The sequence below is a fragment of the Collinsella tanakaei genome (genome assembly GCF_016902615.1).
Lineage (GTDB): Bacteria > Actinomycetota > Coriobacteriia > Coriobacteriales > Coriobacteriaceae > Collinsella > Collinsella tanakaei_A.
The window spans coordinates 39,842-66,354 of record NZ_JACJMB010000005.1; the positions used below are offsets into that span (position 1 = coordinate 39,842).

Below are 26,513 nucleotides of genomic sequence, written 5' to 3' on the forward strand. Positions count from 1 at the left end.
GCGGTCATCTCGCCGAGCACGGCGCCCGTGACGAGCGCCGTGGCCGGCTTCTACCACCTGGGCTTCGGCCTGGGCGGCTACCTGCTGCCGCTGATCCTGCTCGGAGCCGCCGCCCTGCTGTTTCTGCGCGGGAGCGCGCGGGTGCCGGCGCGCACGTGCGCGGGCGTGGCGATCATCTTCTGCGCGGTGCTCGCCATGCTCTCGCTGTCGCGTGCTGGCGGCCTCGCCGGCACCGCCCCGATGTTCGAGGACGCGAACCTCTCCGCCACCGGCGGCTATCTGGGCGCCTTCATCGCGAGTGCGCTCTATAGCGCCGTGGGGAAGGCCATCGCCTACGTGATCCTTGTCGGCCTTGTGGTGCTCGGCCTCGTGATCATCGGGTTTTCCGTGAGCGAGGTCGCAACGGGCATCGCGGCGCGTGCCGAGCAGCTTGCGCGCCGTGCGCATGTCGACGTGAACGAGAACCCCTGGGGCGCGGCGCAGGCGCCCGCGCACGCGCCGCGCCGCGCGCCCCAGCGCCAGACGAGCCTTTTCGACGATGAGGAGGGGAGTGCCGAGACGACCTATCTGGGGCGTCGCGCCACCACGGTGGCGGGTCGCATCGACGACGAGCCCGATGCGCCTGAGGGCGATGACAACCCGTTCGTGGACGTCTCCTCCGACGTTGCCGCCGATGAGGCGATAACGACGCTTCTGCCGGGTCGCAAGAAGAAGGCGCCCGCAAAGGCTGCACCCAAGCAGGCGGGACGCGCGAGCGCTGCGCAGGCCGCGGCGGCCCCTGCGTCCACGCAGGCTGCGAAGACCACGCTCATTCCCGTGAAGGAGCGGTTCGCCGAGCACCTGACCGAGGTCGACCCCATGCCGGCCGCGGCGGCTGCCCCCGCGGTCGCCGGCGGCGCGCTCGGTGCCATCGCCGCCTCGCGCGCCGAGCTTGATGAGATGGCGGCTGCCACGGCTGCCCCCGCCCGCCATGCGGACGATGCCGACGCCGAGCCCGGCCCCCCGTGGGCCCCCAGGCGGACGCGCCCTTGGAGCCGAACGTGCCGGCGTTCCTGTCCGCTGCCGCTGCGGGTGCGAAGAGGCCCGCCGCAGCTGGAAAGAAGAAGGCCGCGCCCGCCTCCGAGCCGGTCGTGAACCAGGATGCCCCGGCGGCCCGGGGCAAGGCGTCCTCTACCGCAGGCGCGGGTTCGGGCACCGTGCATCCCGCCTCGCGCGCCGATGAGGGCGACGAGCGCCAGCTGCCACCGGTCTCCATGCTTCGCCATAACCCCGCGTCGAGCGCGTCTGCCAGCACCAAGAAGGAGCTCGAGCAGACCGCTCAGGCGCTACAGGACACGCTGCAGGAGTTCGGCCTGCACTCCCGCGTGGTGGGCTGGATCTCCGGCCCCACCGTCACCACCTTCAAGGTCCAGCCGGGCGAGGGCGAGCGCGTGAGCCGCATCTCGAACCTCGAGGACGATATCGCCCTGTCGCTCGCGACCGATTCCGTCCGCATCTTCGCGCCGATTCCCGGCACCTCGCTTGTCGGCATCGAGATCCCCAACCGCACGCGTCAGACGGTCGCCTTCGGCGACATCCTGCCCTATGTGAAGGGCGGTCCGCTCGAGTTCGCGCTCGGCCGCGACGCCGAGGGCCAGCCCATGGTCGCCGACCTCGCGAAGATGCCCCACCTGCTCATCGCGGGCACGACGGGTTCGGGCAAGTCGGTCGTCATCAGCTCCATCCTCATGAGCCTGCTCATGCGCACGTTTCCCGAGGACGTCCGTCTCATCATGATCGACCCGAAGCGCGTCGAGTTCGCGCCCTACGACGGGCTGCCCCACCTCTACGTGCCGGTCGTGACCGAGCCCAAGCAGGCGGCGAGCGCCCTGCAGTGGGCGGTGTCGGAGATGGAGCGCCGCCTGAAGGTGTTCGAGCGCATCGGCGTTCGCAAGATCTCGACGTTCAACGAGAAGCAGGCGGCGGGCGAGTTCGAGAAGTACGACAACCCGCCGGCCAAGATGCCCTATCTGGTCATCGTCATCGACGAGCTCTCCGACCTGATGATGGTCGCCGGCAAAGATGTCGAGGCCTCCATCGTGCGCATCGCGCAGCTCGGCCGCGCCGCGGGCATCCACATGATCGTGGCGACGCAGCGTCCGAGCTCGAACGTCGTGACGGGCCTCATCAAGGCCAACATCACGAACCGCATCGGCCTCACGGTGGCCACAGGTATCGACTCGCGCGTCATCTTGGACCAGACGGGCGCCGAGAAGCTCATCGGCCAGGGCGACATGCTGTTCTCCCGCGTGGACTGGGGCAAGCCCAAGCGCATCCAGGGCTGCTATGTGTCCGACGAGGAGATCTTCTCGGTCGTGGAGTTCGTGAAGGAGCAGAGCCCGGCCGACTACCACGAGGAGATCCTCTCGGCGGTCGCGCCCGCGGCCATGGGGGCGGCAGGCGCCGGCAGCGCGCGCGAGTCGTCCGACGACGACCCGCTGCTGTGGGATGCCGCGCACATCGTCGTCGAGTCCCAGCTCGGTTCCACCTCCGGTTTGCAGCGTCGCCTGAAGGTCGGCTACGCGCGTGCAGGCCGTATCATGGATATGCTTGAAGAGAAGGGCGTCGTCGGCCCGCCCGACGGCTCCAAGCCCCGCGAGGTCCTGCTGGACGAAGAGGGGCTGGCAGCCCTTGAGGCCGTCGAGGCCGAGATGGCCGCGGAAGATGGATTTGGAGGGTTCTGATGTCCAGTCGCTTCGGCGAGATGCTGCTCGACAGGCGCCGTGAGTTGGGCATGTCGATCCAGCAGGTTGCCAACGTAATCAAGATTCGCCCTCAGATCATCGAGTTCTTCGAGACGGGCAACTTCGCCTCCATGCCGCCGCGCGGCTACGCGCAGGGCATGATCGCGAGCTATGCCCGGTATCTGGGTCTGAACCCGCGCGAGGTCGTGAACGCCTATTTCGATGAGCTCTACGTGTACGAACGGGGCGGAAGCGCCTCGGGGTCGCAGTTCACCGAGGGCGCGACGAACCCCGTGCCGCGCAGCGTTTCGACGAGCGGACGCTATCTGCTCGTGGATCCGCCCCCGTCGAGCTCTCGGTTCGCGCAGCGCCCCCCGCAGGCGGGCTATGTGTCCGACTCCTCGAGCGGGCATACCCCGATGCGCGTGGCCGACAACGAGCGCCGCACGGCGCGCCTGACCGGACAGGACGTCCCGCGCCGCACGGTGACCCCCGCGTCGGGCTCCCGCGGCAGCTACGGCGACCCGTACGGCACCCGCTCGCCCGGCGAGACGCAGCAGATGCGACGACCGCTCGGGGTCAACGAACGCCGCGATCCGGGCTCCCGCTCCGAGCTCAATCGGGGCGGCCGTCCCCCGCGCGGCGGCTCGCGCGGTCCCGCGCGCCGTCCTCCCCAGGGCGGCTACGGGCGCGGGCGGGGCCCGCAGCGCGGTCGGGGCCCCGCGAGCGCCCTCGACCAGCGCCTGCTTCTGGGCGGCATCGCCGTGATCGCCATTCTGCTCATCATCATCGTCTTCCTGCTCGTGCGCAGCTGCTCGGCGCCCGCCGGACAGCAGGCGACGCCCTCCGGCTCCTCCGCCATCACGCAGACCGATGCCGATACGTCCGCGAATGACGATACCGATACCGACGAGGACGCCGACGCCACCGATGCCGCCACCGACGGCGACGCGGCGACGGACCAGACCGCGACGGACGGTACGGCCACGGACGGGAACGCGACCCAGCAGCAGGTCCCGACTGAGACGAAGATCCAGGTCACGATCGATGACGGCAAGACGTCGTGGATCGAGGTCAAGGTGGACGGCGAGTACGCCTACGATGGCCAGACCGCCGGTCCCAACACCCTCGAGTTCATCCCCACCCAAACCATCGAGATCACGGTCGACCATCCGGCGGACGTCCAGGTGACGAACAACGGCGAGAAGGTCGATTGGGACACGCGGACCTCCGGTGTGGGCCGGGTGACCATCAACGTCCCGCAGCCGGTCGTGCCCGAAGGCTCCACCGACGGCACCGACGGTGGGGCCGTCGACGCCGCTTCCGCCGAGGGTACCGACGGCGAGGTCACGTCGACCGAAGAGACTACCGAATGAGCGCTGCTCTTCGGAGCAGCACTACGTATTGAGGGCAGTGTATACCGAAAGGAGCGCCAGCCATGGCCAAGGATTCCAGCTTCGACGTCGTTTCCCAGGTCGACATGCAGGAGGTCGACAACGCCTACCAGCAGAGCGTGCGCGAGATCTCGCAGCGCTACGACCTGAAGGATTCCGGCGCCTCGATCGAGCTTTCCAAACCGGATAAACTCGTGACCATCAATGCGCCCGCCGACTTCGTTTCGCGCCAGATCATCGACCTGTTCGGCTCGAAGCTCATCAAGCGCGGCATCGATCTGGCCGCCGTCACCTGGGACGCCCCGCAGGCCGCCTCGGGCGGCACGGTGCGCGTGCTCGGCCACATCGTCGAGGGTATCGACCAGCCGACGGCCAAAAAGATCAACAAGGACATCAAGGACGCCAAGCTCAAGGTGAAGGTGACGATCGAGGCCGACAAGCTTCGCGTGACCTCGCCGTCGAAGGACGCCCTGCAGCAGGTCATCGCACTGCTTCGCGGCAAAGATTACGGCCAGCCGCTCCAGTTCACCAACTACCGGTAAGGGCAGCGCCGGCCGATGCGCGCAGCCCCTCGGGCGCGTTGCCCGCACGAGCGCTGCGCGTGATGTCCGCGACCGTCTTGCCGCGGTGATCTGCCGGTGAAAGCTCCAGATCAGCGTTTTTCGAGCGTGCGCTTCGCTCGCGCGCTCACGACCATGCAGAAAGGGGATCGCGTCCAGCCATGGATCAGCCCGCCCGTTCCATTCTCTACATCACGCTCGGCTGCGCCAAAAACGAGGTCGATACCGACCGCATGCGCTCGCTTCTCACGGCTGCCGGCTATGCCGAGGCGGAAGGCACCGATGATGCCGACCTCGTGATCATCAACACCTGCTCGTTCCTCGCGTCGGCGACCTCCGAGAGCATCGAGACGACGCTCGAGCTCGCCGACGAGGTCCACGAGGGGGTGCGCAGCGTCCCCATCGTCATGTGCGGCTGCGTGCCGTCGCGCTACGGCGCCGACCTGCCGGCGGAGCTTCCCGAGGTCGCCGCGTTCGTGCGCACCGACGAGGAGGACGGCATCGTCTCGGTGGTGGACGGGCTTGTGGGTATCGACCGCGGCCTGCCCGCGCACGTGCCCGAGGTGAAGCGCATCGTCGAGGGGGCGGTCGCCTACCTCAAGATCTCGGATGGCTGCGATAGGTTCTGCAGCTTCTGCGCCATTCCCTATATCCGCGGCCGCTATCATTCGCGTTCCGCCGCCTCGATTCTCGCCGAGGCGCGCGAGCTCGTCGCCGGAGGCGTGCGCGAGCTCGTGCTCATCGGCCAGGATACCGGCATCTGGGGGCAGGACCTGCCCGAGGACGCGCAGGGTCCGCGCAACCTCGCCCAGCTGCTTATCGCGGTCGCTGAGGCCGTGCGCCCCGAGCGCGTGTGGATCCGCGTGCTCTACTTGCAGCCCGAGGGCATGACCGACGAGCTCATCGGCGCCATCCGCGATACGCCCGAGGTGCTGCCCTACATCGACATCCCCGTCCAGCACTGCTGCGAGCGCGTGCTCGCCGAGATGAACCGCTCCGGTTCCGAGGCGGAGCTGGAGGAGCTGTTCGGCCGTCTGCGCCGTGAGATCCCCGGTATGGTCATCCGCACGACCTACCTCGTGGCCTTCCCGGGCGAGACGGATGAGGAGCACGACCGCATGCTTCGCTTCATGGATCGCATCGGGTTCGATTACACGAGCGTGTTCGCCTTTTCGCCCGAGGACGGCACGCGTGCCGCGCGCATGGCCTGCCAGATCGACGAGGAGGAGAAGCTCGCGCGCACGCAGGAGGCTATGGATTTGGCCGAGCAGCTCGGGTTCGCCGCGACGGCGGCACATGTGGGCGAGCGGGCCGAGGTCATCGTCGACGGCATCGAGGAGACCGACGAGGGTCCCGAGCTCATCGGCCACGCCTGGTTCCAGGCACCCGACTGCGACGGCGCCGTCCATCTCGATGCGCGCGAGGCCGCTGTGGGCGATATCCTGACCGTTGAGTTCACCGACAGCTTCTGCTACGAGCTTGTCGGCCATGTAATCGAGTAGGAGGCTTCCATGGGCTCGTCGAGTCGCTCCCATGGCGGGGCAAAGACGGGTGTGTGGACGCCCGCCAACATCGTCACCTGCGTTCGCATTCTGTTCATCCCGGTCTTCATGGTGCTTGCGGACCTGTCGTACCGCAGCGAGACCGGGGTGGTCGATCCCGCCCTCGCATTCGCCGCGTTCGCGATCTACGTCGTGCTGAGCCTGACCGACAAGGTCGACGGCTACCTCGCGCGCTCGCGCAACGAGATCACCGACTTCGGCAAGTTCCTCGATCCCATCGCGGACAAGCTGCTCGTCGTGTCGGCGCTGCTCATCCTGATGGATCTGGGCTATGTGAACCTGTGGTTCGTGTTCATCATCCTGGTCCGTGAGTTTCTGGTGAGCGGCCTGCGCATGGTGGCGAGTGCCGCGGGCGTGGTCGTTGCGGCCGATAAGCTCGGCAAGTGGAAGACGGCGACCACGATGGTCTCGATCTGCACCTACCTGCTGACGTTCGCGTTGACGACGCTCAGCGCCGCGCCGGCGGTGAGCGCGGTCTGCGTGGGGCTGCTGTTCGTCTCCGATGTCCTCATGGGCATCGCCGTGGCCCTCACGGTCATTTCCGGTATCCAGTACTTCTGGAATTGCCGTGAGATCATCTTCGGGTAGGGGGCATCGCGATGGATTTCGATGAAGAGCTTGCGCAGCGCATCGAGGATACGGCATGCGAGGTCGTGGAGTGCGCCTCGCGCCTTGGGCTGACGGTCTCCACGGCGGAGTCGCTCACCGCCGGCATGGTCGCCGCCGCGATCGCGGATATTCCCGGGGCCTCCCTGGTGCTGCGCGGCGGCGCCGTGACGTATGTGAACGAGGTCAAGGAGGCCGTCCTCGGGGTGTCCGCCGCCGACATCGACCGTTATACCGAGGTATCACATCCGGTGGCGAGACAGATGGCGGCGGGTTCGCGTCGCCTGTTCGCGACGGATGTCGCCGTCAGCCTGACCGGCTATGCGGGCCCGGGCGGCGGCACCGCCGATGATCCGGTCGGCACCGTCTACCTCGGCATCTCGTATGAGGGGCATATCGATTCTGTTCGCGCGGTCTTCTCGGGCGACCGCGCCGCCGTGCGCCGCCAGGCGACCCTGCGCGCCCTCGAGCTCCTCCTGTCCTCACTGTCCTCATCGGGGACGGGGTTGTCTGGTGCCACTTCTGCTGCATCGGACGTAGCATCCTGACGAAGGGCGCACTTCGGGTGCGATGCGCGCGGTAGCATTACGGCCGCGCGTGCTCGGGACCGGTATCCCGCGCAGAGAAAGACTGTCCTCAAAATACCCCGTCCCCAATGAGGACATGTCGGGGTGGGGGCGGGGCGCTGTTGCAGAGCTGTTTGATACCTGTCGTGAGACGGGGGATTTCCCTCAGACGCTGAGTCGTAGCGTGAGGTGTGCGGCTTGACGCCGAACAACTGTTCGACTATAGTCTGAGACGATCATCAGTATGAAGGAGGACCACATGGCGAAAAGTTCCGGCCCGGCGCGCCAGATTCACGAGCGCACCTACGGCGAGGAGCGCGACAGGATGATTGAGATCACGACCGCCGAGATCGAGAAGAAATTCGGCACCGGATCCATCATGCGCTATGGCGACGGCGGCCCGGAGCTCGAGATCGAGGCGATTCCGACGGGGGCTCTCTCGCTCGACGCCGCGCTCGGCATCGGCGGCGTGCCCCGAGGGCGCATCATCGAGATCTACGGTCCTGAGTCATCGGGCAAGACGACCCTCGCCCTCGAGATCCTGGCCGAGGCCCAGGGGCTTGGCGGCGTTGTCGCGTTCATCGACGCCGAGCACGCCCTCGACCCGGGATATGCTGCCCGCATCGGCGTCGATATCGACGAGGTGCTCATCTCGCAGCCCGATACCGGCGAGCAGGCGCTCGAGATCTGCGATATGCTCGTGCGCTCCGGCGCCATCGATGTCGTCGTTATCGACTCGGTCGCCGCGCTCGTCCCGCGTGCCGAGATCGAGGGCGAGATCGGCGACTCCTCGGTCGGCCTGCAGGCCCGTCTCATGAGCCAGGCGCTGCGCAAGCTCGCCGGCTCCCTCGCCAAGTCCCGTACCACCTGCATCTTCATCAACCAGCTGCGCGAGAAGATCGGCGTCATGTTCGGCAATCCCGAGACGACGACGGGTGGCCGCGCGCTGAAGTTCTTCTCGTCGGTCCGCATCGACATCCGTCGTATCGACAGTATCAAGAACGGCTCGGAGGTCGTGGGCAGCCGCGTTCGCTGCAAGGTCGTGAAGAATAAGGTCGCGGCCCCGTTCCGCACCGCGGAGTTCGACATCATGTACGGTACCGGCATCTCGAAAGAGGGGTCGGTCCTCGACATGGGTGTGGACAGCGGCATCGTGAAGAAGTCCGGCGCCTGGTATACCTATGAGACCGAGCGTCTCGGCCAGGGCCGCGAGGCCGCCAAGGAGTTTTTGCGCAAGAACCCCGAGCTGCGCGATGAGGTGGAGCATAAGGTGCGCGTGGCCTACGGGCTCGACTTCGATGACGAGTCGACCGGCGAGGCGGTTGAACCCGATGCCGCCGCAACGACGGGTGCGGACGCGTGATCGGCGCTATAACGGTCTGCGCGCTTGATATCGAGACTCCGGACGCCGCCGCGCGGAAACGTGCGGCGGCGTCCGGCAAAAAGGCGCAGGCACATATTGTACTCATAGATACCGACGAGGGACGCGAGCCGATCGCGGTCGCCCCGCGTGTCGCGCGCGCTTTGCGCGACGAGATGCCCGCGTTGCCGTCTTCGCGCGAATCGGTGCTCGATGCCATTGCCGCCATCGAGGCGCGCGTGTGCTTCGCCGTGGCAGTCGATGCGCTGTCTCGCAGGGACCATGCGGAAGGTGAGCTCGCCCGTAAGCTCCGCCATGCAGGCTATCGTTCCGAGGCGGTGGACGCCGCGATCGCGCGTGCTCGCGAGATGCGGTTCGTTGATGACGTCCGCTTCGCCTCGTACTATATCGAGGAGCGCAAGCGTGCCGGCTGGGGCCGCCGGCGTATCGAGGCCGAGCTTTCACGCCGCGGGATCGACACCTCAGGGATTCCCGGCTACCCGGAGGAGTTCTTCAGCGAAGACGAGGACGTCGAGCGCGCCTATGCCCTTATCGCGCGCAAGCCGGTGAGCGATATACACGGACGCGAGAAGCTTATTCGCCATCTTGTGTCAAAGGGCTTCTCCTATGGCGTCGCCACGCATGCCGTCCGCCGAAGGATGGAAGGTTCCCCCGACCTCTGATTGAGGGACATACACAGCCGTCTACCTTTGGGTTTATCCCTGTGTGCATCCTGTTCCCATGGACTTGGGTGTGTTTGACAGACTGCGATGGTAAACGTAGGATTAACAACGTCATTTGTTATGTGATATGCGCTCATCAGCGATGAGATAGATAGATTGTATTCGTTCTTTTTCATATGGGGTGACCATTCCCTAGCAAATGTCCGCAACCGCCCGCATCGCGTGGGCGGTTCGTTACCTGTTGCACCTGAATTGACCAAAGGAGTCTGAGCATGGAGTTCGTAATCGGCATCGTGTGCCTCGCCATCGGGGCCGCCGTTGCCGCTTTCGCCATGCGCAGCGCCAAGAACGGCAGCCTCCGCGAGGCGGATTCGAAGATCGAGTCCGCGCACGCAGAGGCTGAGCGTCTCATCGGCGATGCGAAGCGAGCGGCTGAAACGATGAAGAAGGAGGCCCTCCTCGAGGCGAAGGAGGAGATCATCCAGAACAAGCAGGCGGCTGAGGCGGAGGAGAAGCAGCGCAAGCGCGAGCTGCGCACGCTCGAGAACCGCGTCATGCAGCGCGAGGAGTCCCTCGACCGGCGCAACGACGCGCTCGACAAGCGCGAGCACCAGCTGTCCAGCCAGGCCGGCCAGATCGAGAAGCGCTCCCGCGAGCTCGACGAGCTGGTTGCTAAGCAGACCTCCGAGCTCGAGCGCATCTCCGAGCTCACGCGCGATGACGCTCACCGCGAGCTGCTCGACAAGGTTCGCGGCGAGGTGACCCATGAGGCGGCCTCCATCATTCGCGAGTCCGAGCAGCGCGTGCGCGCGGAATGCCATAAGACGGCGCAGGAGATCATCTCTCTTGCCATCCAGCGCTGCGCGGCAGACCACACCGCTGAGGTGACGGTCACGACCGTCCATATCCCCTCTGACGACCTCAAGGGTCGCATCATCGGCCGCGAGGGCCGCAACATCCGCACCTTCGAGCAGGTGTCCGGCGTGAATCTCGTCATCGACGACACGCCCGAGACAGTCGTGCTCTCGAGCTTCGACCCGGTGCGCCGCGAGACCGCTCGCGTCGCCCTCGAGAACCTGATCGCCGACGGCCGCATCCACCCGGCCCGCATCGAGGAGATGTACCGCAAGGCGTCCGATCTCGTCCAGCAGCGCGTGCGCGAGGCGGGCGAGCAGGCGGCGTTCGACATCGGCATCCACGATCTGCACCCCGAGCTCGTCAAGACGCTCGGTGCGCTGCGCTACCGCACCTCGTTCGGCCAGAACGTGCTCCAGCACTCCATCGAGGTCTCCGAGCTCTGCGGCATCATGGCCTCCGAGCTCGGTGTCGACGTGCGCGCCGCGAAGCGCGCCGGCCTGCTGCACGACCTGGGCAAGGCTATCGACCACGAGGTCGAGGGCCCGCATGCCGTCATCGGTGCCGACCTTGCGCGCCGCTACGGCGAGAAGCCCGCGATCGTGCACGCCATCGAGGCGCACCACGGCGACGTCGATCCCAACTCCGTCCTTGCCGTCCTCGTGCAGGCGGGCGACGCCATCTCCGCGTCCCGTCCGGGCGCCCGTCGCGAGTCCGCCGAGAGCTACATCAAGCGCCTCGAGAAGCTTGAGGAGATCGCCAACTCCCATGAGGGCGTCGAGCGCACCTACGCCATGCAGGCCGGCCGCGAGGTCCATGTCATGGTCCAGCCCGACAAGATCTCCGATGCGCAGGCGACGGTGCTCGCGCACGATATCGCCCATCAGATCGAGGACGAGATGGAATATCCCGGTCAGGTGCGCGTCGTCGTGATCCGTGAGAGCCGCGCCGTGGATATCGCCAAGTAGGATCACGCCATGGGAGACGCTCACGACCTCATCTCGTTTGTCGCCGCCATGTCCGGCGAGGGCAGCCTGCGCGTCGAGGAGAACCTCGGCGAGGGGTTCGTGAGGCTGCGCGTCTCCGAGGCGGAGCGCCGCCAGGCAAAGCACGATATCCAACATGTTGAGGACATCGTCATCGAGATGCTGCGCAACGCCCGCGACGCCGGCGCCACGAAAATCTATGTCGCCACCGCGAAGGAGGAGGGTGTCCGCACCCTCCTTTTTCTCGATAACGGGTCGGGCATCCCGCGCGACATGCACGAGCGCATCTTCGATGCCCGCGTGACCTCGAAGCTCGAGTCGATGAAGATGGACCGCTGGGGCGTTCACGGTCGCGGCATGGCGCTGTTCTCCATCCGCCAGAACACCGAGTCGGCCGCGGTCGTCACGAGCGCGCCGGGTCTGGGAAGCTCCATCAAAGTCGTTGCGGATACCGCGACGTTGAACGAGCGGGCCGATCAGAGTACGTGGCCGACAGCGGAGAAGGACGAGACGGGGACGTTCCATATCTCGCGCGGCCCGCATAACATCGTGCGCGCGGCGGCTGAGTTCGCCCTGAGTGAGCTGCATGCCTGCGACGTCTATCTCGGCAGCCCCACCGAGATCGCGGCGACCCTGTTCGCTCATGCGTCCTCCACGGTCGATGCGAGCAAGCTGCTGTTCATCGACGATGCGTCCGATCTGCCGGTCGTTGATCGTTTGGGCTCGAGCGCAGATGCGGCCGATTTCATGCGCATCGCCTCGGGCATCGGCATCGAGGTGTCCGAGCGCACCGCGCACCGTATCCTCGCGGGCACGATCAAGCCGCAGCGCAGCGTCTCGGCGCGCCTGCTTCGGGAGCGCAGCCATACGCCGCAAGCGACGGCGAAGCCGGTTGACCTCGAGCGCGATCGGCGCGGTCTCAAGATCTCGCGCGACGACCTCCAGCGGTTCTCGCGCGGTGTCGAGAAGAGCTTTTCCGAGCTCGCTGCGCAGTACTACCTGAATCTGGTGGGCGATCCGAAGGTTCGCGTATCGCGTGACCGCATCGTCGTCACGTTCGACATCACGAAGGACGAATAGCCGCTTGCCCCGGTTTGACCCATAGGGTACAGTTATCAAAATATGATTAAATGCACTCACATGCAGGAGAAATGTAGCCATGGAATTCCTGAAGGTATCGAGTAAGTCGTCACCGGCTTCGGTTGCCGGGGCCATCGCCGGCATGGTGAAAGACGGCGTCCCCGTCAACATGCAGTGCGTCGGCGCCGGTGCGGTGAACCAGGCCATCAAGGCCATCGCCATCGCCCGCGGGTTCCTGATCCCGACGGGGTTCGATATCTCGTGCGCGCCGGTTTTCTCCGATATCCTCATCAACGGGGAGTCGCGTACGGCTATCAGGCTTTCCGTTTACGTTCACCGCCTCTCCTCGCATGCGGGCGATACATTCGATGTCTCTGACGACACTCTTCGAGTCGGGTAGGGTATGCAGAACTCAACACTTTTCGGTAAGACGTATTTCATCCGCACGTTCGGATGCCAGATGAACATGCACGATTCGGAGCGCGTGAGCGGACTGCTCGACAGCTGCGGCTGCCTGGAGGTGGCAGACCCCGCGAACGCCGACATCGTCGTGTTCATGACCTGCTGCGTGCGCGAGGCGGCCGATACGCGCCTGTACGGGCAGTGCTCCTCGTGCAAGAGCCTGCCGGTACCCCCGGGCGGGCGCCGCGTGATCGCCGTGGGCGGCTGCATCGCCCAGCGCGACGGCGCAGGGCTCCTCACGAACCTCGACAACGTCGACGTCATCTTCGGCACGGCGTCAATCGCCCATGTGGCGGAGCTGCTCGAACAGGCCTTTGCCGACGGCGAGGCGCACGTTCGCTGCGAGGAGCGCGACGACACGCCCGCGACCGCCATGCCGTGGCATCGCGCCGAGCGCTATCGCGCGTGGGTGCCCATCATGACGGGATGCAACAACTTCTGCAGCTACTGCATCGTGCCCTATGTTCGCGGCCGTGAGAAGAGCCGCGACATGGACGAGATCGTGGACGAGGTCACCGGTCTTGCTCGCGTCGGCGTGCGCGAGATCACGCTGCTCGGCCAAAACGTCAACTCCTATGGACGCGACCTGTTCGGTGCGCCGCGGTTCGCCGAGCTGCTGCGCCGCCTGGGCGATTGCGGCATCGAGCGGATCTTCTTCACCTCCTCGCACCCGAAGGACCTGCTGCCCGAGACTATCGACGCCATGGCGGAGGTCCCCGCCGTCATGCCGCAGCTCCATCTCGCCGTGCAGTCCGGCTCGTCTCGCATCCTGAAGCTCATGAACCGCAAGTACACGCGCGAGCAGTATCTCGACCTGATCGACCGCGTGCGCGACCGCATTCCCGATATCGCCCTGTCGACCGATATCATCGTCGGCTTCCCCGGCGAGACCGAGGAGGATTTCCTCGAGACCCTCTCGCTTGCGGAGCGCGTGGGATATGCCCAGGCGTTCACGTTCATCTACTCGCGCCGTGAGGGCACTCCTGCTGCCCGTATCGCCGATGATACGCCGCGCGAGGTCATCCTCGATCGCTTCAACCGGCTCGTGCATGTCATCGAGGACAGCGCCTACGCTTTTAATCAGCATGATCTCGGTCATGTGGTGCCGGTGCTCGTCGAAGGCACCTCGAAGAAGGATGAGGCGAAGCTTCTCGGCAAGAGCCCGAAAAACCAGACGGTACACGCCCCGCTTCCCGTCGGGGTGCGCATCGAGGACCTCATCGGCCGCATCGTCGATGTCAAGGTCGACGACGCCCGCACCTGGTACCTCTCCGGCACCGTCGTGGGGTCGCCCCGATGACCGATGAGGTCGAATCCCCCGTATGCGACGGCAACCCCGTCATCGCGATCGTGGGACCGACGGCATCCGGCAAGAGCGCCATCGCCGATCTGGTAGCGCGTGAGCTGGATGCGCCTGTGATCTCGGCCGACGCGATGCAGGTGTATCGCGGGATGGATATCGGTACGGCGAAAACGCCCGTGGCCGAGCGCCTCGTGCCGCTGCTTCTGGTGGATATCGTTGACGCCGACGAGGAGTATTCGGCTGCCCTGTTCCAGCGCGACGCGCGCGCCGAGATCGATCGTGTGCGCGCGTCCGGCACGGCGGCCGTGCTCTGCGGCGGGACGGGTCTCTATGTCCGCGCGGCCCTGGATGATATGCGCTTTCCCGCCGGTCAGCTCGAAAGCGAAGCCCGCGTCCGCTATCAGCGGATGGCTGAGGAGCTGGGAGATGAAGGCATCCATGCGCACTTGGCGTCGCTCGATCCCGCGAGTGCCGCCCTCATCCATCCCCACAACGTTCGCCGTACCATCCGTGCGCTCGAGATGCTTGATGAGGGAACGTCCTATGCCGTCCAGCAGAGTGGCTTTGCGACACCGCGCCCGTACTATCCGAGCCTTCAGTTCGGTCTCACGATGGGGCGGGAGCGTCTGTATCGCCGCATCAATGACCGCGTGGATGCGATGATCGCAGCGGGGCTCGTCGAGGAGGTACGCGGGCTTATGGAGTCCGGCATGGCCGACGCGCTGACGTCGCGCCAGGCGATCGGCTACAAGGAGATCATCGAGGCGCTTCAGGGCACGGTCGCGCTCGAGGAGGCTATCGAGACGGTCAAGATGCGGTCACGTCGGTATGCGAAGCGGCAGCTCTCGTGGTTTCGTCGCGACAAGCGCGTCGAGTGGCTCGATATGGATGAGATGGATGCGCAGCAGGCCGCTGCACGAATCGTTGGGCGGTATCGGAAGGTGACGGAGTGAGTAGGTTTTCGTTTCTGTCTACCGCTGTCGAACCCGAGCGGGCGATCCTCGTCGGTGTGGAATGGCGCGATGCGGCATGGCCGGTCGAGCGCTCGCTCGACGAGCTCGAGCGCCTGGCCGATACGGCCGGCGCCGTCGTGGTCGGACGCATCTCGCAACGGCTTGACCGCCCGGTTCCGAAGTCGATCATCGGATCGGGCAAGGTTGAGGAGCTGAAGTCGCTCGTCCATCGGCTCGATGCCGACGTGGTGATCTTCGATGAGGATCTCACCCCCGCTCAGCAATCGCACCTCGAGCGCACCATCGGCGAACCCACGAAGATCATCGACCGGACGGCGCTGATCCTCGATATCTTCGGTCTGCATGCGACGACGCGTGAGGGCAGGCTGCAGGTTCAGCTCGCGCAGCTGCAGTACCTGCTGCCTCGGTTGCGCGGCATGTGGTCGCACCTGGCAAAAGAGCAGACGCGCGGCGGTATCGGCAGCCGTTTCGGCCAGGGCGAAAGCCAGCTCGAGGTCGACCGGCGCCTGATCCGCAACCGCATCGCCGCGCTGCGGCGCGAGCTGCGCGAGCTTGAGAAGCGCCGGGGGGTGCAGGCGAAGAGCCGTATCGCCTCCGACTCGTTCCGCATCGCGTTGGCCGGATATACGAACGCCGGCAAATCCACCTTTCTGAACGCCCTCACGGGGGCTCAGGTCCTCGCTGAAGACAAGCTGTTCGCCACCCTTGACCCCACGACGCGCGCGTATGCGCTGCCCGGTGGGCGGTCGGTGACGATTACGGATACGGTCGGTTTCATCCAGAAGCTCCCGCACGGTCTGGTCGAGGCGTTCAAGTCGACGCTTTCCGAGGTCCTCGGGGCCGATCTTATCCTGAAGGTCATCGATATCTCCGATGAGGACCACGAGCGCCAGGCCGAGGCGGTCGACCGCGTGCTCGATGAGATCGGTGCCGGCGAGCGCCCGTCCGTTACGGTGTACAACAAGATCGATCTGGTGGATTCTGACGAACTGTGCGCCCTGCGGCGCCGTCATCCCCAGGCGATCTTCTTCTCCGCGCTCACCAAAGAGGGGCTCGATGAGCTGTTGAGCCGCCTGTCTGCCGAGGCTGCGGCGACCGACCGTCTCATCAGCGCTGACATCCCGTATCGCGAGGGGACTCTGCTCAAGGTGGTGCGCGAGCAGGGGAGCGTCATCAGCGAGGAGTTCCACGGCGAGGGCGTTCACATCGTGGCGAAGGTACCCGAGCGCATCGCCGGTGCGCTCGCGCGGTATGCGGTCGAGTAGATCCTGCTTTGCTTGGGGCATCGCGTCTGGCTAGGTGATGAGCGCCAGGGCCTCGAAGACCACGACGAGAAGCACCTGGTGTACGAGGTAGACCGCCAGGCTGTGGCGTCCGATGAAGGCAAGCGGCTTCACGTCGATGCGCTGCATCCAGGTGGGATACCCTCTAGGGTGCGTCTTGGCGAACAGCGTCGTCGCATACGTGCCCGCGAGATACATGAACGTGAAGGGGATCATCGGGTAGTAATCGCCTGAGGTGAAGGTCGGCCCGGGGAATCCGAGCCAGGCAAGTCCCTCGAAGGTCACGCGGGTATCGGGAACCGTATAGGTTGCGGCAAACAACGCAAGGCAGATGAGCAGACCGGCAGTCGGCGGTATGCGCGTGAGAGCCGGCGCCGCGAACGCATACAGCAGCGTGCTTGCCGCCATGCAGAACAGGATGCCGAACGAGATGGGGGTATCCACGGCGGCGATGGTCGTGGCGACCCATACGAGCAGGGCAGCTGCTGCGTATCGAGCACCGCGTCGGGCGTTGTTGCGGCTGAAGGTGCACATCCAGCCGGCGAGCGCCAGAAAGACCCAGCTGATCGACGCGCGCCAGACGTTTTGGATGACGGGGTTCAAAAACCAATCGAGACCGTATCCGTAGATGTAGGCAGCATCATAGGCTGCATGGAAGCAGACCATCGAGATGACGGTGAAACCGCGCAGCGTGTCGAAAAACGGAATGCGGCCGCCGTGCGGCCGCGTTTGCTCCTGATGCGTAGCTGCCATGGCTACATGCGGCGCATCAGGCCGACGACCTTGCCCAGGATCGCGGGATTGGTGGCGAAGATGGGCTCCATCGCATCATTTTCAGGCTGCAGGCGCACGCGACCCTGCTCCTTGTAGAAGGTCTTGACCGTCGCCTCGCCGTCGATCATCGCGACGACGATCTCTCCGTTCATCGCGCTGTGCTGTTCCCGGACGATGATGTAGTCGCCGTTGAAGATACCGGCGTTGATCATCGAGTTGCCGTGAACCTCGAGGATAAACGAGCTCGAATCTGTGGCGATCTCGGTCGGCAGCGTGAAGGTGTCCTCGATGTTCTGCTCGGCGAGAATGGGGATACCCGCGGCCACGCGCCCAACGAGGGGCAGCGACACGGTGCCGCGGCTTGCCGCCTGTGTGACCTCGGGAGTCTTCTCAGATTCCGCATCCCGCTCGAACACCTCGAGCGCGCGGGGTTTCGTCTTGTCGCGCTTGATGAGGCCGTGATCCTCAAGGGCGGCGAGGTGCGCGTGGACGGTGGAGGGGGAGGAGAGCCCGACGGCCGCGGCCATCTCGCGCACGCTGGGCGGATAGCCCTTTTCATGCTGGTAGGCGCGTATGAAGTCGTAGATCTGCTGCTGGCGCTTCGTGATGCTGCGGGCCATGTGCGCTCCTTTCAACCAAACAGATGTTCGATTTCTCATTGACGGGGAACAACTGTTCGACCATAATCATATACGAACACGCGTTCTCACGCCAGAAAAATGTCCGCGCGAGGCGATATACCTACCATCGTCAACAAGACGAGAGGAGATATACATGAACGGCACCACCTACACCTCCGGCAACCTTGCTCTCGCATACGAGCCCGCTCATACCGCGTTTACCGTTGTCAACGGTACGAAGGGCCTTGTTTCTGCGAGCACGACCGCTGCCGCCCTCGTTCGTCCGCTTGCCCGGCGCGTGGCGTCCTACCTGTGTGCCGTCGCCATCGTCATCGGTGCCGTCTTCGCGGGTCTGTCCTTTCTGTCTTTGGACCAGACCGCCTACGATCAGGCCCTAGCCTCTTCGGATCGCCTCGAGATCGTCGTCCAGCCGAGCGACACGCTCTGGTCCATCGCGGATGCCCATCCCGCCGATGGCGTCGGCACGCGTGAGACCGTGAGCATCGTCCGCGCCTGGAACGATCTTTCCGACGGCATGCTGCGCGCCGGACAGAGGCTGGTCGTTCCTGCGCGCTAACGCTTGACACACCGGCGTTTCCATCGGCTTTCGGTTAGTTAAAAGACGGGCTCGTGCCGATTCCCACCGTGATGCGTGGTATCCTGAACAACGTTCCTCGGCAGACGAACAGGAAAGGGGTTCCATGCGCTGTCCCAAATGCGGCAAGGACGATACCCGTGTCGTCGATTCCCGTATGCAAGACGCCACCAATGCCATCAAGCGTCGCCGCGAGTGCCGTTCATGCGGATACCGCTTCACGACGTTTGAGCGCTGCGAGGATCCCATTGAGGTTATCAAGCGCGACGGGACGACGCAGCCCTTCGACCGCAACAAGCTGCTCGTGGGCCTGATGCGCGCCACCTCCAAGCGCGATATCGACCTTTCCGCTCTCAACGGGCTGATCGACGATATCGAGCATGAGCTCCGCGGTCGCACGCTCACGGCCGTCGAATCCGACGAGATCGGCGAGATGGTCCTGAAGCGTCTCCAGAAGCTCGATAAGGTCGCCTATATTCGCTTTGCTTCTGTTTACCGGGATTTTCAGGATGTCGATGAGTTCATCGATGAACTCAACAGGTTGAGGTGATGTGATGCAGGAATTGAACGTCTCGATCAAGCGGCTCGACCCATCGGTTCAGCTGCCTTCTTACGCGTATGAAGGGGATGCCGGACTTGATTTGCGTGCAAACGAGACGGTGACGATCGCTCCGTTCGAGCGCGTCTTGATTCCTACGGGTCTCGCCATCGGCCTGCCCGACGGGTACGCCGGCTTCGTGCAGCCCCGCAGCGGCCTTGCGCTGAAGGTCGGCCTTTCCATCGCGAACACGCCCGGTCTCATCGATGCGCACTATCGCGGCGAGCTCAAGGTCATCGCCGTCAATCTCGACGCGCATGAACCTATCGTTATCGAGCGCGGTGAGCGCATCGCGCAGCTCGTGATCCAGCAGGTCCCCGTTGTGCATCTGGTTGAGGTCGATGAACTCGATGCGACCGATCGCGGGACGGGTGGATTCGGTTCCAGCGGTACCGTCTAAGGCGGTGCCGAAGAATAAGCGCCCCACAGGGGGCGCTTTTGTCGTTTCTGAGGGGGAAAGGGAACATGGAACAGTTCTTCAAATTGGGTGAGCGCGGCTCATCGGTGTCGACCGAGCTGAGGGCGGGTCTTACGACCTTCTTGGCTATGGCCTACATCATCGTTGTCAACCCGCTGATTCTTGAGGCGGGCGGCGTACCCATGACGGCTGCGGTGACGGCCACCTGCGTGGGCGCCGGCGTCATGACGATCGCGATGGGTCTTTTCGCCAACCGTCCTCTTGCCTGCGCGTCGGGCATGGGCATCAACTCCATCGTCGCCTACACGCTGTGCGGCGCGATGGGCCTCGGTTGGCAGACGGCCATGGCGGTCGTGTTCATCGAGGGTATCGCCATTCTTCTGCTCGTGCTCTGTGGTCTGCGCGAGGCCATCATGGACGCGATTCCGGTCTCGCTGCGCCACGGCATCTCCATCGGCCTGGGTCTCTTCATCGCGATGATCGGCCTGAAGGACGGCGGCATCATCCTCGCGAATGAGGACACGCTCGTCGCGCTCGGCAACGTGACCGATCCGACGTTCCTCGTCGGCTTCATCTCCATCGTCGCCACGGTCATCCTGTATTCCATGAGCATCAAGGGCTCGCTGCTGTGGGGCATCCTCATCGCCGCTATCTGCGGTATTCCGCTGGGTGTCACCCAGGCCCCGACCGGTGTCGTCGCCCCGCTCGATTTCTCGACGTTCGGCGCGCCCTTCATGGCCGATGCCGACGGCGTGATGGGTATCGTGAAGGCCATCACGACCCCGACGATCCTGCTGTTCGCGTTCTCGCTCATGATGAGCGACTTCTTCGACACCATGGGTACCGCCATGGCCGTCGCGAAGCAGGGCGAGTTTTTGACCGATGACGGCAAGGTCGAGGACATCAAGCCGATCCTTATCGTCGACTCCGCGGCCGCTGCTGTGGGCGGTCTCATGGGCGCATCGTCCATCACCACGTTCGTCGAGTCCGCCTCGGGCGCCGCTGACGGCGGTCGCTCCGGCCTGACCTCGGTGCTCGCGGGCATCCTGTTTTTGCTCGCGGCGTTCTTCTCGCCGCTCATCTCCTGCATCAGCTCCGCTGCCACCTGCGGCGCCCTGGTGTTCGTCGGCTTCCTCATGATGAGCGAAGTCACCGAGATCGATTGGTTCGACGTGCTCGACGGCTTCCCGACGTTCATGATCATCGCCGGCATCCCGTTCACCTATTCCATCTCGAACGGCATCGGCCTCGGCTTCATCACCTACGTCGTCGTCGCCATCGTTACCGGCCGCGTGAAGCAGATTCGCCCGCTCATGTGGGTGGCTGCCGCAGCGTTCTTGGCGTACTTCCTGCTGCTCTAGATTCGCTGCGCGCATCCCTAGAACTATGAAATGAATGGGGTCCTCATCGAGGACCCCATTCTTGTATCGCTTGGGCACAGCTAACGGATGTGGGCGGGCTTATCGCCCCAATAGAATTCGGCGAAGTGCCGCTCGCGCGTACGGCGCGGTCCGTTCACGAGCCGCATGGTATCGCGCACGATATCCTCTGCGGCGTGCGGCTTGCGCAGCGGCTCGGCGTTGATCAGGAGCGCCTGCAGGGCCATCGGGTTGTCGTGCAGGTGGCGAAGCGTCAAGATGAGTTCGCGCGACGTCGTTGCATGCATGCTGGCGCCGAACCCAGTAAGCATCGCCGTGTTGGATTTCTCCTGGCCATATGACTTGCCCAACAGAATCATCGGGAGCCTGGCGCATAGGCACTCGGTGACGGCCAGACCGCCGGATTTGAGGATCGCGAGGTCGGAGGAGCGCATGAGCGATGCCATGTCCTCGACGTAGTCCAGAACGCTGACGTTCTCGAGTTTCATGCCCGTGAAGATCCGATTGAGCTTCTGAGCGTAGTCCTTATCGCGCCCCGGCAGGAACACGAAGTGCATCTGCTCGAAGCTGCGCAGGTAGGGAAGCGTCTCCTCGATGGCTGCTCGAAACCGCACATAGGGCTGCGGCAGGCTCGCACCGGCCATTACGAGTACGATGCGCTTGTCTTTCGGCAAGCCGAAGCGCTCGCGGCACGCATCGATATCCAATTCATCGTCAAATCCGCCACGGATGGGGATGCCGGTGATGGCGATGCGGGAATCCTCGACATGGCGCGGGCGGAGCGTCTCGGCCATGAACTCGGTGGCGACGCAGAACAGATCGGTTTCCTTGTGCGGCCACCAGCCTTCCGTCTCGTAGTCGGTCGGGATGCAGACGAGCGGGTAGTCGATGCCGGTGATCATGCGTGCGCCCACAGCGACGTTCGCGGCGGTGATATGCGTGGCGATCACCGCGATGGGACGTTTGTTCTCGATATAGGCGTTGAATGCGGGGAACATCACGCGGGACCATCCCGTTCCGCCTCCCCACAGCAGTCGGCCTGTCAGCGTGTAGCGCCAGCAGATATCGTAGATTGGCCTGGTGGCTCCCGTGAAGGCAGCGGCGGTCTTGTTGCCGTCGAACTTGATGCGGCCGAAGTCCAAGACGTCGATCACCTCAACGCGGACGTTTTCTGGAATGCCCTCGGCGCCGCGCATGCGCTCGATCGCCTGCGCGACTGCGTTTGCCGCCGCTCGGTGGCCCGAGCCCACCGAAGCGTGCATGATGGTGATGAGCGGCGCTCGGGTATCCGTTTCCGCCTGCGCTCCGGTCTCATCCTGAGGCTGATCGGAGGGCACGCCAAGGCGTTCTGGTTGCGAATCCTGCTGGGCCATCACATCTCCCTCGAATACGGTCAGACACCTTATTATTGTACGTGTTGCGCTTTTCGATTGAATGAACATAGGATATAGCTGACGTGTGCGCCCTGTGAATGCGAATGAACTCAAGTGGGTACGAGAAGGCAAACTTCGTGATGGGAGGATCATCCATGGAAGATGAGAAGATCTACGACGTCGCCATCATCGGCGCCGGCCCTGCGGGCGCCAGCGCTGCCCTGTATGCGGCTCGGTCCAGCATGTCGACCGCCATCATCGAGCAGGGTATGCCGGGTGGCCAGATCGCCACGACCGATGTGATCGATAACTATCCCGGACTTCCGGACGTATCGGGTCCCGAGCTCGGCCAGAGGATGCTCGACCATGCGGAAGCGGCGGGTGCCGAGATTGTCTACGCTATGGTGACGGGCCTTGAGCGGGCCGAGAACGGTACGTTTGTCATCCAAACCGACGGGGACGCCATCTTCGCTTTGAGCGTGATCGTGGCAACCGGTGCCGCGCCTCGGACCGTCGGCTTTGTGGGCGAGGACACCTTCCGCGGGCGCGGCGTCTCGTATTGCGCGACGTGCGACGGCATGTTCTATCGCGGAAAGAACGTCTTCGTCGTCGGTGGCGGAAACGCCGCCTGCGAGGAAGGACTCTATCTTTCCCATATTGCCAAGTCGGTCACCATGGTCGTTCGTCGTGACGAGTTCCGAGCTCCGAAGGGTCGCGTCGACAGCCTGCTTGCGCGCGATAACGTGTCCGTGCGCTATTCGACCTCAATTGCTGAGGTGTCGGGCGAGCAGCTGATCTCTGCGATCACGTTTACCGACAACAAGACGGGTTGTTCGGTCACCGAGACGTTCCCGCAGGGGTCGGTCGGCGTGTTCGTGTTTGCGGGAACCGATCCGATTGTCGAGCTTGTCGCCCCTCTGGTCGACAGGGCGCCCGACGGGGGAGTGCTCACCGACGACGGCATGGCGACCCGGACGCCTGGCCTGTACTGCGCGGGCGATATGCGTTCCAAGCGCCTGCGCCAGGTCGTGACCGCCGTGAGCGATGGCGCCATCGCAGCGACGTCGGCATATTCTTATGTCGAGGGGCTTCGATAACGCGGTCGTCTGCACGTGCTTTCTGAGTGGTGTATACACTTCGGTACCTAACTATATAGGTGATAGGGGACACCGCGTGCGCTCGTTTCGAAGAGCGTGCGCGGTGTCCTTCGCTATGCGATAGTCGGGCAATCGATCGCATACCGGCATCAAATGGAATTGACTGGTTGCATGTTGGCCGCATTCGGATGCCGGCATGTACGGCTTTGTGGGCTTAGTTGGAGCTTATGCGCGTACCGAAAAACATGGACATGCCGGCTCGGAGCCTTCGGTTGGTCGACAAGTCATTTTGGGCCAATCGATACAATGGTGCCATATTTGATTCGTCATATGCGTGCTGTGAGCGAGGCGCACCGGTGTGTATTCCTGAGACGTCGCCGCGTGCTTCGCGATGGCGCCTGCGAATGCGAGACGAATCCGTCTTTTGTGAGTCGCGTTATGATGGCGAAAGCCGGTTCGTCTCTATGTATGGTTTTCGACGGTATCTTGATGCCCGTGCTAAGACTATCTTGGAAAAGCATGTATGAATTCACGATAATATATGTTATGTAAAGTAAGCTTGGAACGAGTTACATTCCAAGGAAAGCGGCCCTTCCCACGCTGTCGCAGGAAGGGCCGTTGGTTTCATCTAGAACATGCTGTTCAAACGGTTATGCCCACTCGAATCCGATGATGAGACCGGATTCCTCAGCGTAGTACGAGCACAGGCCTCCGCACGGCAGCAGACGCACCGTGGCGGTCGGCCACGCGGCCTCGATCTCCGCCTTGAGGTCGCTTGCGGCGCGCTCGTTATCGACGTGGTCGATATAGGCGAGACCGCCGTTGTAGCCGTCTGCCTTCATGCACTCGATAACCTTGCGGAGCATCTTCTTCTCGCCACGCGTGGGCCCGATGATCTTAATCGTTCCCTCGTCGCTCGCTGTGCCGAGCATGCGGATGTTGAGCTTGCTGGCGATGGACCCGGCTAGGCGGGGCATGCGGCCGCTCTTGATGAGGTTGTCGTAGCTGCTGAGCGAGAACAGAACCGTGGAGCAATCGTCTAGGTGTGCGATATATGTCACGACTTCATCGAACGTGGCGTTCCGGTGTTCTGCCAGGTACTGATCCAGCAGCTCGACGATGAGCTCCATCTTGCCGCCTGTGGCGCGGGAGTTCAGGACGTAGATGTTCTTGCCCGACACGATGCCCGCATGCTCGCGCGTGTACTCATCCATCACGATGTTGCGCGCCGTGCAGGCCGCCTCATAGCTTCCAGACAGGTTCTCGGAGATGGTGATCGCGATGACGTTATCGGCGGTGCGGAAGGTTTCCGCCCAGATGCCGACGCTCGGGCAAGAGCTTGAAGAGGCTTCCTCTGACGAAGCGACGCAGCGGTTCAGCTCGGCGACGTCGAGGTTCTCGTCATCCACGAACTCCTCTGCGCCCACATGAATCGTCAGCGGGACAGAATAAAAGGACGTATTCGGAGCCGTGGGCTTCCATGCACGGAGGTTGCAGCTTGAATCGGTCACGATTGCCCAAGACATTGGGATTCCTTTCGCTTGACGAACGCTGACCCCAGTATACGCCTGCAGCCGGCTTCTAGTATGTAAAACCAGATATCACAATATTTGATTCTAGATTAGTATCGAACTGAGGAGTATGCTCAATTGTGAGCCGGGACTCACGCAAGGATGGAGAGCGCCATGGAGCATTTGGCAACGATCATTCCGATGTCCGATACTTCGAGGCATATTGCCGCCGAGGACCTCTCCCCTACGGCGCTACCCGATGCGTTCCTGAAATCCGATGTCGCGCAGGCTGCGTCGAAGTTCCATTTTCCCTCTTTTGATGAGCTGCCCCATGTCAATCTGTATCGCGATCAGGTTATCGGCTACATCGAGGGTGTGCTCGCTCCTCTGTCCTCTTGCGCGGAGGGACCCTGGCTCACTCCTGCCATGGTCAACAATTACGTCAAGCAGCGCTTGGTGCCCGCCCCGACGAAGAAGCTCTATGGGCGCGAGCAGATAGCCCGGCTGCTGGTGATCTGCGTCTTCAAACAGTTCCTCTCCATGGATGCCATTGCGCGGATGTTCACCATCCAGCTTATGACGTATCCCGTCGAGGTCGCATTCGACTATATCGCGACCGAGCTGAACCATGCGGTCGCCGATGCCTTTTCGGCCGGTACCGCTCAACACGAGGACAGCGCCCACGTAGTGACGCGTGAGAGCGTGCTCGTCCGGAGCGCGGCCGCCGCGTTCGCCTCAAAGGCCTTTTTGATGAGCTATCTGGCGTATTGCGGCTACGATGCGGCATACGAAGAGGACAGGCGGCGGTAGTTCGGAGGCCCTTCGGCTCGGCTCTGGGCCTCGAGGTGCTACTATCAGTACTTTTTTCGAGCCGCTCTCACGAGACGCCAAAGCGTACAAAATGGACACCTATATCTACCTGCGCTTTTGTCTGAACGAATCGACAGTGTTGTGGTCGCTTAAAAAATGGTCTCTCAAAAGTACTGAAAGTAGGCCCTCGAGGTCTCGCAGGGGCCGAGCCGCGCGGTGAGACGCTGATCATCAAGCTGCATTTCGGACAGATTGGCCACCTCGCGAGGCCTGGACTGCCGGATGCGCGTTCACGCCACTATGAGCATCCTGGCGATGACTGGGAAGCGGGATGCGGCGGCTTTAAAACAGGAGAGGGGCGCTGCAGGACGCCCCTCAAAAAGATGCTTGCTGTTGTTATGCGCTACTTCACATGGATAAGCGTGAAGATGTCGGTCGTTCCGTTCGGGTCGAGCACCTTGCGCGGTTTCAGCGCATCGAGTTCGAGGATGCAACCGTAGCCTGCGATCTCGGCGCCCATCTGCTGTACCAGCTTGGCCACAGCGCTTAGGGTGCCGCCAGTGGCGATAAGGTCGTCGATGAGCAGGATGCGGTCACCCGGCTCAATGGCGTCCTCGTGGATCTCGAGCGTGTCCGTGCCGTACTCGAGCTCGTAGGAGACCGAGACGGTGGCACGGGGAAGCTTGCCGGGCTTACGGGCGGGAATAAAGCCGACGCCGAGCTTGTAGGCGATAGGAGCTCCGATCATGAATCCGCGAGCCTCCGGAGCGACGATCTTGGTCACGCCGGCATCGGCGAAATGCGCGGCGATCGCATCGACGGCCGCATCGAGCGCGTCGGGGTCAGCAAACAGGGGCGTGATGTCCTTGAAGATGACACCCGGTTCGGGAAAGTCGGGAATGCTGACGATACGGGACTCAAAATCAAAATCTGCCATGGAT

General features: G+C 63.8%; 25 protein-coding genes and 1 pseudogene. 21 read left to right on the forward strand and 5 right to left on the reverse strand.

The features are described from left to right. The first annotated feature begins 39 nt into the window (after window positions 1-39). The 15 genes and pseudogenes from H6A21_RS02820 to hflX all read left to right on the forward strand — a co-directional run bounded on the left by H6A21_RS02820 (window position 40) and on the right by hflX (window position 16,379). Window positions 40-1,134, forward strand: coding sequence for a DNA translocase FtsK 4TM domain-containing protein (locus H6A21_RS02820; RefSeq protein ID WP_428840755.1), 1,095 nt, complete (start codon window positions 40-42; stop codon window positions 1,132-1,134). Then, a pseudogene (locus tag H6A21_RS02825) lies at window positions 1,041-2,723 on the forward strand (DNA translocase FtsK); the annotation flags it as partial. The gene H6A21_RS02820 and the pseudogene H6A21_RS02825, both read left to right, overlap by 94 nt. Further along, on the forward strand, window positions 2,723-4,099 hold the full coding sequence (locus H6A21_RS02830) for a helix-turn-helix domain-containing protein (protein ID WP_204560076.1): 1,377 nt from the start codon (window positions 2,723-2,725) through the stop codon (window positions 4,097-4,099). The pseudogene H6A21_RS02825 and the gene H6A21_RS02830, both read left to right, overlap by 1 nt. Window positions 4,100-4,161: 62 nt before the next feature. Then, entirely contained in the window at window positions 4,162-4,659 is a 498-nt protein-coding gene (locus H6A21_RS02835) for a YajQ family cyclic di-GMP-binding protein (RefSeq protein ID WP_204560077.1), read from the forward strand. Window positions 4,660-4,838: 179 nt separating this feature from the next. After that, complete coding sequence (gene rimO / locus H6A21_RS02840) at window positions 4,839-6,179, forward strand: 30S ribosomal protein S12 methylthiotransferase RimO (protein ID WP_204560078.1); 1,341 nt, start codon at window positions 4,839-4,841, stop codon at window positions 6,177-6,179. A gap of 9 nt (window positions 6,180-6,188) precedes the next feature. Then, on the forward strand, window positions 6,189-6,827 hold the full coding sequence (gene pgsA / locus H6A21_RS02845; protein ID WP_204560079.1) for a CDP-diacylglycerol--glycerol-3-phosphate 3-phosphatidyltransferase: 639 nt from the start codon (window positions 6,189-6,191) through the stop codon (window positions 6,825-6,827). Between the two features lie 11 nt (window positions 6,828-6,838). After that, window positions 6,839-7,393, forward strand: coding sequence for a CinA family protein (locus H6A21_RS02850; RefSeq protein ID WP_204560080.1), 555 nt, complete (start codon window positions 6,839-6,841; stop codon window positions 7,391-7,393). 277 nt (window positions 7,394-7,670) lie between these two features. Continuing rightward, on the forward strand, window positions 7,671-8,774 hold the full coding sequence (gene recA, locus H6A21_RS02855; RefSeq protein WP_204560081.1) for a recombinase RecA: 1,104 nt from the start codon (window positions 7,671-7,673) through the stop codon (window positions 8,772-8,774). Continuing rightward, window positions 8,771-9,454, forward strand: a complete 684-nt coding sequence (locus tag H6A21_RS11115) for a regulatory protein RecX (protein ID WP_342636038.1) — start codon at window positions 8,771-8,773, stop codon at window positions 9,452-9,454. Before recA ends, H6A21_RS11115 begins: the two co-directional genes overlap by 4 nt. A gap of 272 nt (window positions 9,455-9,726) precedes the next feature. After that, window positions 9,727-11,277, forward strand: a complete 1,551-nt coding sequence (gene rny / locus H6A21_RS02865; protein ID WP_204560082.1) for a ribonuclease Y — start codon at window positions 9,727-9,729, stop codon at window positions 11,275-11,277. Window positions 11,278-11,286: 9 nt separating this feature from the next. Continuing rightward, window positions 11,287-12,375: an ATP-binding protein gene (locus tag H6A21_RS02870; protein ID WP_204560083.1), complete on the forward strand. Its 1,089-nt coding sequence runs from the start codon at window positions 11,287-11,289 to the stop codon at window positions 12,373-12,375. Window positions 12,376-12,454: 79 nt separating this feature from the next. Beyond that, window positions 12,455-12,775 (forward strand): stage V sporulation protein S, encoded by a 321-nt coding sequence (locus tag H6A21_RS02875; RefSeq protein WP_204560084.1) that lies wholly within the window; start codon window positions 12,455-12,457, stop codon window positions 12,773-12,775. A 3-nt stretch (window positions 12,776-12,778) separates the two neighbouring features. Beyond that, window positions 12,779-14,137, forward strand: coding sequence for a tRNA (N6-isopentenyl adenosine(37)-C2)-methylthiotransferase MiaB (gene miaB / locus H6A21_RS02880; RefSeq protein ID WP_204560085.1), 1,359 nt, complete (start codon window positions 12,779-12,781; stop codon window positions 14,135-14,137). Next, window positions 14,134-15,093 carry a tRNA (adenosine(37)-N6)-dimethylallyltransferase MiaA gene (miaA, locus tag H6A21_RS02885; protein ID WP_204560086.1) on the forward strand — a complete coding sequence of 320 codons (960 nt, stop codon included), beginning with the start codon at window positions 14,134-14,136 and terminating at the stop codon, window positions 15,091-15,093. The genes miaB and miaA overlap by 4 nt, the downstream gene beginning before the upstream one ends. Next, entirely contained in the window at window positions 15,090-16,379 is a 1,290-nt protein-coding gene (gene hflX / locus H6A21_RS02890; protein WP_204560087.1) for a GTPase HflX, read from the forward strand. Before miaA ends, hflX begins: the two co-directional genes overlap by 4 nt. Window positions 16,380-16,409: 30 nt before the next feature. Here hflX and H6A21_RS02895 read toward each other — a convergent pair whose 3' ends face one another. Next, window positions 16,410-17,150 (reverse strand): heparan-alpha-glucosaminide N-acetyltransferase domain-containing protein, encoded by a 741-nt coding sequence (locus tag H6A21_RS02895; protein WP_239462595.1) that lies wholly within the window; start codon window positions 17,148-17,150, stop codon window positions 16,410-16,412. A 2-nt stretch (window positions 17,151-17,152) separates the two neighbouring features. Next, window positions 17,153-17,791 (reverse strand): transcriptional repressor LexA, encoded by a 639-nt coding sequence (lexA, locus tag H6A21_RS02900; RefSeq protein WP_204560088.1) that lies wholly within the window; start codon window positions 17,789-17,791, stop codon window positions 17,153-17,155. A gap of 154 nt (window positions 17,792-17,945) precedes the next feature. Between lexA and H6A21_RS02905 the strand changes: the two genes are divergently transcribed. The 4 genes from H6A21_RS02905 (at window position 17,946) to H6A21_RS02920 (ending at window position 20,763) form a co-directional block, all read left to right on the forward strand. Further along, complete coding sequence (locus H6A21_RS02905) at window positions 17,946-18,368, forward strand: LysM peptidoglycan-binding domain-containing protein (RefSeq protein WP_204560089.1); 423 nt, start codon at window positions 17,946-17,948, stop codon at window positions 18,366-18,368. A 124-nt stretch (window positions 18,369-18,492) separates the two neighbouring features. Continuing rightward, window positions 18,493-18,936, forward strand: a complete 444-nt coding sequence (gene nrdR, locus H6A21_RS02910) for a transcriptional regulator NrdR (protein ID WP_204560090.1) — start codon at window positions 18,493-18,495, stop codon at window positions 18,934-18,936. A 4-nt stretch (window positions 18,937-18,940) separates the two neighbouring features. After that, window positions 18,941-19,384: a dUTP diphosphatase gene (gene dut / locus H6A21_RS02915; protein ID WP_204560091.1), complete on the forward strand. Its 444-nt coding sequence runs from the start codon at window positions 18,941-18,943 to the stop codon at window positions 19,382-19,384. Between the two features lie 65 nt (window positions 19,385-19,449). After that, on the forward strand, window positions 19,450-20,763 hold the full coding sequence (locus H6A21_RS02920) for an NCS2 family permease (RefSeq protein WP_204560092.1): 1,314 nt from the start codon (window positions 19,450-19,452) through the stop codon (window positions 20,761-20,763). An 80-nt stretch (window positions 20,764-20,843) separates the two neighbouring features. Here H6A21_RS02920 and H6A21_RS02925 read toward each other — a convergent pair whose 3' ends face one another. Continuing rightward, window positions 20,844-22,154 (reverse strand): MGDG synthase family glycosyltransferase, encoded by a 1,311-nt coding sequence (locus H6A21_RS02925; protein ID WP_204560093.1) that lies wholly within the window; start codon window positions 22,152-22,154, stop codon window positions 20,844-20,846. A 155-nt stretch (window positions 22,155-22,309) separates the two neighbouring features. Here H6A21_RS02925 and H6A21_RS02930 point away from each other — a divergent pair, with 155 nt between their 5' ends. After that, window positions 22,310-23,251: an NAD(P)/FAD-dependent oxidoreductase gene (locus tag H6A21_RS02930; protein WP_204560094.1), complete on the forward strand. Its 942-nt coding sequence runs from the start codon at window positions 22,310-22,312 to the stop codon at window positions 23,249-23,251. Window positions 23,252-23,901: 650 nt separating this feature from the next. Here H6A21_RS02930 and H6A21_RS02935 read toward each other — a convergent pair. Next, on the reverse strand, window positions 23,902-24,777 hold the full coding sequence (locus H6A21_RS02935; protein WP_204560095.1) for a DegV family protein: 876 nt from the start codon (window positions 24,775-24,777) through the stop codon (window positions 23,902-23,904). Between the two features lie 147 nt (window positions 24,778-24,924). Between H6A21_RS02935 and H6A21_RS02940 the strand changes: the two genes are divergently transcribed. Further along, a complete protein-coding gene (locus H6A21_RS02940) occupies window positions 24,925-25,572 on the forward strand; it encodes a DUF1836 domain-containing protein (RefSeq protein ID WP_239462596.1) in 648 nt (215 codons plus the stop codon). Between the two features lie 403 nt (window positions 25,573-25,975). Here H6A21_RS02940 and H6A21_RS02945 read toward each other — a convergent pair whose 3' ends face one another. After that, window positions 25,976-26,509, reverse strand: coding sequence for an adenine phosphoribosyltransferase (locus tag H6A21_RS02945; RefSeq protein ID WP_204560096.1), 534 nt, complete (start codon window positions 26,507-26,509; stop codon window positions 25,976-25,978). Window positions 26,510-26,513 lie beyond the last annotated feature (4 nt).

What these genes read in the sequence shown, in the direction of transcription:
- H6A21_RS02830 (WP_204560076.1), top strand. Translation starts at nt 2,723, where the DNA reads ATGTCCAGTCGCTTCGGCGAGATGCTGCTCGACAGGCGCCGTGAGTTG.
- H6A21_RS02835 (WP_204560077.1), top strand. Translation starts at nt 4,162, where the DNA reads ATGGCCAAGGATTCCAGCTTCGACGTCGTTTCCCAGGTCGACATGCAG.
- rimO (WP_204560078.1), top strand. Translation starts at nt 4,839, where the DNA reads ATGGATCAGCCCGCCCGTTCCATTCTCTACATCACGCTCGGCTGCGCC.
- pgsA (WP_204560079.1), top strand. Translation starts at nt 6,189, where the DNA reads ATGGGCTCGTCGAGTCGCTCCCATGGCGGGGCAAAGACGGGTGTGTGG.
- H6A21_RS02850 (WP_204560080.1), top strand. Translation starts at nt 6,839, where the DNA reads ATGGATTTCGATGAAGAGCTTGCGCAGCGCATCGAGGATACGGCATGC.
- recA (WP_204560081.1), top strand. Translation starts at nt 7,671, where the DNA reads ATGGCGAAAAGTTCCGGCCCGGCGCGCCAGATTCACGAGCGCACCTAC.
- rny (WP_204560082.1), top strand. Translation starts at nt 9,727, where the DNA reads ATGGAGTTCGTAATCGGCATCGTGTGCCTCGCCATCGGGGCCGCCGTT.
- H6A21_RS02870 (WP_204560083.1), top strand. Translation starts at nt 11,287, where the DNA reads ATGGGAGACGCTCACGACCTCATCTCGTTTGTCGCCGCCATGTCCGGC.
- H6A21_RS02875 (WP_204560084.1), top strand. Translation starts at nt 12,455, where the DNA reads ATGGAATTCCTGAAGGTATCGAGTAAGTCGTCACCGGCTTCGGTTGCC.
- miaB (WP_204560085.1), top strand. Translation starts at nt 12,779, where the DNA reads ATGCAGAACTCAACACTTTTCGGTAAGACGTATTTCATCCGCACGTTC.
- miaA (WP_204560086.1), top strand. Translation starts at nt 14,134, where the DNA reads ATGACCGATGAGGTCGAATCCCCCGTATGCGACGGCAACCCCGTCATC.
- H6A21_RS02895 (WP_239462595.1), bottom strand. Translation starts at nt 17,150, where the DNA reads ATGGCAGCTACGCATCAGGAGCAAACGCGGCCGCACGGCGGCCGCATT.
- lexA (WP_204560088.1), bottom strand. Translation starts at nt 17,791, where the DNA reads ATGGCCCGCAGCATCACGAAGCGCCAGCAGCAGATCTACGACTTCATA.
- H6A21_RS02905 (WP_204560089.1), top strand. Translation starts at nt 17,946, where the DNA reads ATGAACGGCACCACCTACACCTCCGGCAACCTTGCTCTCGCATACGAG.
- nrdR (WP_204560090.1), top strand. Translation starts at nt 18,493, where the DNA reads ATGCGCTGTCCCAAATGCGGCAAGGACGATACCCGTGTCGTCGATTCC.
- dut (WP_204560091.1), top strand. Translation starts at nt 18,941, where the DNA reads ATGCAGGAATTGAACGTCTCGATCAAGCGGCTCGACCCATCGGTTCAG.
- H6A21_RS02920 (WP_204560092.1), top strand. Translation starts at nt 19,450, where the DNA reads ATGGAACAGTTCTTCAAATTGGGTGAGCGCGGCTCATCGGTGTCGACC.
- H6A21_RS02925 (WP_204560093.1), bottom strand. Translation starts at nt 22,154, where the DNA reads ATGGCCCAGCAGGATTCGCAACCAGAACGCCTTGGCGTGCCCTCCGAT.
- H6A21_RS02930 (WP_204560094.1), top strand. Translation starts at nt 22,310, where the DNA reads ATGGAAGATGAGAAGATCTACGACGTCGCCATCATCGGCGCCGGCCCT.
- H6A21_RS02935 (WP_204560095.1), bottom strand. Translation starts at nt 24,777, where the DNA reads ATGTCTTGGGCAATCGTGACCGATTCAAGCTGCAACCTCCGTGCATGG.
- H6A21_RS02940 (WP_239462596.1), top strand. Translation starts at nt 24,925, where the DNA reads ATGGAGAGCGCCATGGAGCATTTGGCAACGATCATTCCGATGTCCGAT.
- H6A21_RS02945 (WP_204560096.1), bottom strand. Translation starts at nt 26,509, where the DNA reads ATGGCAGATTTTGATTTTGAGTCCCGTATCGTCAGCATTCCCGACTTT.